The organism is Candidatus Pantoea gossypiicola (assembly GCF_008632075.1).
GTDB lineage: Bacteria > Pseudomonadota > Gammaproteobacteria > Enterobacterales > Enterobacteriaceae > Pantoea > Pantoea gossypiicola.
Window position 1 is genome coordinate 1 of the sequence record NZ_VWVM01000043.1, and the last position, 5,006, is coordinate 5,006.

General features: G+C 45.2%; 6 protein-coding genes and 3 tRNA genes. 7 read left to right on the plus strand and 2 right to left on the minus strand.

What is annotated here, in order from left to right:
- The 7 genes from F3I20_RS24305 to F3I20_RS23670 all read left to right on the plus strand — a co-directional run.
- Positions 1–272 (plus strand): hypothetical protein (locus tag F3I20_RS24305; RefSeq protein WP_223822602.1); only part of this gene is annotated, 272 nt, incomplete at its 5' end.
- 287 nt (positions 273–559) lie between these two features.
- A tRNA-Ile gene (locus F3I20_RS23645) sits at positions 560–635 on the plus strand.
- A 1-nt stretch (position 636) separates the two neighbouring features.
- A tRNA-Thr gene (locus tag F3I20_RS23650) sits at positions 637–712 on the plus strand.
- 4 nt (positions 713–716) lie between these two features.
- Positions 717–790 (plus strand) — tRNA-Gly (locus F3I20_RS23655).
- 133 nt (positions 791–923) lie between these two features.
- On the plus strand, positions 924–1,199 hold the full coding sequence (locus F3I20_RS23660) for a hypothetical protein (protein WP_150019453.1): 276 nt from the start codon (positions 924–926) through the stop codon (positions 1,197–1,199).
- A 103-nt stretch (positions 1,200–1,302) separates the two neighbouring features.
- Positions 1,303–1,461, plus strand: a complete 159-nt coding sequence (locus tag F3I20_RS24515) for a DUF333 domain-containing protein (RefSeq protein WP_223811677.1) — start codon at positions 1,303–1,305, stop codon at positions 1,459–1,461.
- Positions 1,462–2,148: 687 nt separating this feature from the next.
- Positions 2,149–3,228: an acyltransferase family protein gene (locus F3I20_RS23670; RefSeq protein WP_150016063.1), complete on the plus strand. Its 1,080-nt coding sequence runs from the start codon at positions 2,149–2,151 to the stop codon at positions 3,226–3,228.
- A 32-nt stretch (positions 3,229–3,260) separates the two neighbouring features.
- Here the strand turns inward: F3I20_RS23670 and F3I20_RS23675 are convergent, their stop codons facing one another.
- Positions 3,261–3,701, minus strand: a complete 441-nt coding sequence (locus F3I20_RS23675; RefSeq protein WP_150016062.1) for a tail fiber assembly protein — start codon at positions 3,699–3,701, stop codon at positions 3,261–3,263.
- A gap of 4 nt (positions 3,702–3,705) precedes the next feature.
- Positions 3,706–5,006: gp53-like domain-containing protein (locus F3I20_RS23680; RefSeq protein ID WP_444505519.1), on the minus strand; the 1,301-nt coding region annotated here is incomplete at its 5' end.

The window sequence follows — 5,006 nt, forward strand, 5'->3', positions numbered from 1 at the left end:
TACTTACACTCAGAAACGCAAAGTGTTCAGGTCACTGCTTCGTTAATCCAAACTCAGTACAATTCATAACATTCGGTCCGGTGGATGATGAAGACGTAACATTAGTTGTTCCTGTCAATTCTGCCGGTCATATAAATATTGATGTCCCTCCAGTGTCTGATTTAGAATTCTCCGGTTATCGTTTAGTAATTAATGAGATAGCCAACAAGAAGCCGTTCACAAAACTCGAAGTTAATAAATTACAACAACTACTAAGTAAAGTAATTGTATAAAATTCTTTGAGTGCTGGTTAACCGGAATATATTATGATGATGCTCAATTTTCGTTCATGGCTTCCGGTTAACAGCTCCCATAGCTTGACTTGTCATCAGTCAACTTTTTTCGCCTTCGCCTCTCCGCTTAAGCCTTGATTTAAAATTCATTTAATCATTTGAGTTTATATTTTTATCGCTGCGGTGAATCCCCCTATGCGGCGGGGCTTAAGCTGAAAGTGCAGAATACTAAGCGGGTCGGTCTGGCTTTGCCGATCTACCGGGAGGCACCCGGCACCGCAGCATCCGGCCCCTTAGCTCAGTGGTCAGAGCGCGCGACTCATAATCGCCCGGTCGCTGGTTCAAATCCAGCAGGGGCCACCATGCCGATTTAGCTCAGATGGCAGAGCAGCTGATTCGTAATCAGCAGGTCACCGGTTCAATTCCGGTAATCGGCACCATTTCGCGGCCATCGTATAATGGCATTACTTCAGATTCCCAAGCTGATGATGCGGGTTCGATTCCCGCTGGCCGCTCCATCAGAGCCAATCTATTAACCACATTCCTACACAACCAATGCTCAACACTCGCCTTCTCAATGTGCGTCATTGACTAACTGTTGCTTTCAAATGATCTAAAATCCGCAAAAAAGTGATTTCACATGGAGTGGCAATGAAAACCAGTTTTTCTGACAAATCCCAGTGGGGTATTCTCGAATATCTTTTCCGTATTTATCCGCGGACGATGAGTGAAGATGAAGTCCGCAAAGAATTCGGCAATCCTCATAACAAAGGTCTGGTCTCTAACGTCAGGCAATTAATCTCAGAAGGCAGCATAGAAAAGACTGCGATAGTTAAAATCATGGGAAGGGATGCTGTTTCAGCTACAGGGCTCAGAATCACCCGTGATGGCACAAGACTGGTCAGAAAATCTCTGAACAATAACTGACCAAAATCCTATATTTTACTTCATAAATAAATCGAGCGAAGATATGAAATGGTTTAACGTGATGACCTGTCTGGTCATGCTTACTGCCTGTAGTTCCGCCCCTATGAAATATGAAAGCTCTGCAGACCGTTACTGCCATCTACAGGGCGGAACCCTGTCTTATGAAAAACGACTTTTTGGTAGAACCGGATACTGCATCCTGCCTGATGGCACTAAGATTGAGCACCGGCGTTTATACCTTAAAAATCGTGTACTGCCTTGAGGTTAGACATTACCACAGCATAAGAGCAATCTGATGATAGATTGCATAAAGCAACACTATATAAAGGCAAAACCACCCTGCCGCCAACATTTTGAACGAGCTTTTTTTCATGAGTTAAACCTACGAAAACATGCAGTCTGCATACCATGCGAAGAAAAACCATATGAATATGCAATAGGTCATAACGCACAGAGTCAGTGTTAACATTATCCTATTTAGCCTGAGCGCTTATCAACACAATTAAAACAGCATTGCAATTTTTTCCAGCCAAACAGGAATTTTTAACTCCCGTTTCAAATACTGAGCATAAATTGATATTTATCAAAAAATAAAAATCATAAAACTTATTCGTTTATCCATGGTTGCACTTCCATAAACCATAATCCCTTTCGTGAGAGCGACCTCACGACACATCTGTATAAGTTCAATGCTAATTGCATCGGTATTCGGTGACGCCCATTATTCCGGGCGTTTTTTTTCAAGTTTGTATGCTGTCTCGTGATGTTGTGTTGCTTTGAGGCAATTCCTGTTTATCCTCGTGCTGACCATGCCTCAGTGGCTGCCAACGATTTAAAGCGCTTCGTTGGTAGCCTTCTTTTATTTCTCCCTTCGAACCACATAAAGGACTATCTGTAATGAATGAGCCAAGGCTTTTTCAATACAGGAAACTCCGCAAAGGATTGAGCCATGCCTGAAAACACCAACAAACTCGAATCTATCCAGGCTCTTCGTGGCCTTGCCGCCATGCTGGTGGTTATGTTTCATTTTAGAACAGATTTAGCATCATATTTTCCTCTGGCTAGCTGGATTTTTGCTCAGGGTGCAATCGGGGTTGACCTGTTTTTTATGATAAGTGGATTTATTGTTTATTATGTTACGGTAAACGAAAGTGGCGGACTTAAATCCTCAACTGTTTTTTTCACAAAGAGACTTTGCCGTATTGTTCCACCATATGTCATTGCGACAATTTTTATAGCAGGTAACTCATGGGATAAATGGTATTTAGCTCTGCATGCCTTCACTTTCCTTCCTGCTGACATTACGCAACCCGCCCCCTTTTTCGGTTACCCGCGACTATTTGTTGGCTGGTCGCTTAACTATGAATTCGTTTTTTATAGCATCTGTTCTTTCTCCTTGATTTTTCGAAAGTATAAGTACTTTATTATCACATTAATTATTTCTTGCTCTGTCTTATTTCCTTTCATCACCCATGGTTATGGCTTTTTATTGCCGAAAATTAACTATGGCTATCACGGATACCTAGCATTAATAACTAACGGGATGATGTTAGAGTTTTTAGCAGGTCTGATTGTCGGATACATTGCAATCAACTTCAGACTATATTACTCAAGAATAGTTGGCAGGGCAGCTGTATCACTAGCCGCCCTATATTTTACATATATTGCTTTAAGCTTCGGCAGCAATCCAGGAAACGGTAATTATGATTTCTTTTCAGCCTCTTTTTTCTTAATACTTACACTTACCAGTTATGAATATCAGTATGGAATCAAAGCTCCTAAACTTTTAATCTCGATTGGCACTTTATCGTTTTCTGTTTATTTGATGCATCCACACGGCTTATCAATAGCCAGAAAAATTATAGCCCGCCACTATCACGGTTTACATTCAGGCCTGATAGCATTTTTGTTAGCACTGACCCTTACGGTTTTATTTTCGCTTATATTCTATAAACTCTTTGAAACTAATCTTTGCAACCTCATAAGAAATAAACTCATTGCCAAATGTAACAAGCAAGCACTTTTATAAGATAAGTTAGGCCGTTAGAAATGGCGGCAACTTTAAGTTACGGGCTTGCTCGGCCACGCGATCAGGCCCAATGATCCTTCGTCACTAATGTTGCTGAGGTCTAGTGATTTCAGCGCTTTAGTGTAGGCCATCCACTCAATCAGGCTTGCTTTGTCCTCGTCGCTGATCATGCCCAGTTGTAATTCTGTTCGCCAATCGGCTGTTACCTCACTGGCAGTGGTTAGCAAGTTCTGGCGCTGTTGCTCACCCCTCGCCTGCCAGTTAATCGCGGGTTCTGTTAAAACAGGTCTGCCACTGTCATCTGCTGCGATAATTTTACCACTAGCCTGCCCGTCAAAAAGTGTTTTATATTCATCAACCGAAACCATAACCGCATCTGTGGGCCACCCGTTTGCAGATGCCTCATAAATATCCCGATCGCATTCACGATAAAAACCGCCAGTCAGGGCACTATAATAATATAGCTCGTCCATTTAATTAAACTCCGTAGGCAATGTAACGAACATACTGCGTTCGATCCATATTTCGTGAGGCGTTGGTGTCCACCAGAACGTGCGCGCCAGCGGTAGATAGGTTTTGGAATGCAGCGCAGGCAACATATCCAGCCGATGACGCCTGGTCTGCAGCGTTGCCAGTAATAGACACAACACCGTTTGGAAATGTCAGTGGAAATGAAAACGAGGCACTGCCTGTACTGCCCGAAACAGGCACAGCAACCGTTCCTGCCTGAATTATCAATCCTGTTGCTGAGTCCTTCCACCATCCACCGCCAGGACTGCCTGTATTTTTTAGCTGAAAATTCGGCAGCACCCATCCGCTATTATTGTTATTAATACCTGCCGAAATCTGACCCGCAATCCAGTTATTCAGGAACCCGCCCCACACCGAGCCGTAAATGTTGCCATCAGTCGCAATATACGCTCCACCGGCATAAACCGAGCCGGGCGATCTGATTGTGCCGTCATTACGGAACTGGAATGACTGTATGCTGCTGTAACCGTCAAAAAGGATTTCAGCAAAGGCATAATTACTGACGACCTCGACTATCCTGAAGGCAACAGAGCCACCATCTTTAAAGTCACCGTCTCCGCCCCGGCCCTTCATGCAGGAGCGAAAAAGCGGCCCGTAAAGCGACTGGCCTGAAGCACCGTCTTTTACTGAAGAGATGACTGATAGACTGGCTTCTTCATTAAGTGCGCCACCGCTCATTGGAACGGCACCAGCCTGGGCTGCAGTGGGTGGATTCTGAGTGGTAAAAAACTCGCCTACATCTGTCGAGTCCACTGTACCGTGAAATTTAGAATCACCACCCCAGTCAATATAAATGTGGTGATTACCGGATGAGTGCAGCCCGCCATTGGCCTGAACTGCATTCCAGTTACCGACCTTATCGAGCGAAAGGGCTTTCCGGGCTTTAGCAGTGTCGGTCAGATCGGACAGGTTTTTATCCGCATTCAGATAACGCTTGTCCAGATTTGCCACCGGAAACAGCGCCAGCCAGTCGCCGGCATCGGCTGCCGGTTCGGTGGCGGTTTCCTTCTGTGCCCGCCAGACGACGCCGCCGTTAACCACCACTGCGCCCGCCGGCCACGTGCCCGCCGCCCAGTCGGGTAGTGCGTTTTGCAGCAGCCACTGGATAGCCTCATCGGTGCGTTTCTGCAGGGCGTTAAACCACTCCATCGGCGGGATGCCGTTCGTCGGGTCGGTCACTTTATTGCCGCTCCCGTCCTTACCGTCGGTCGTTACCCCCCAGCCGCGTGATATTGCCGGGAAGTCCA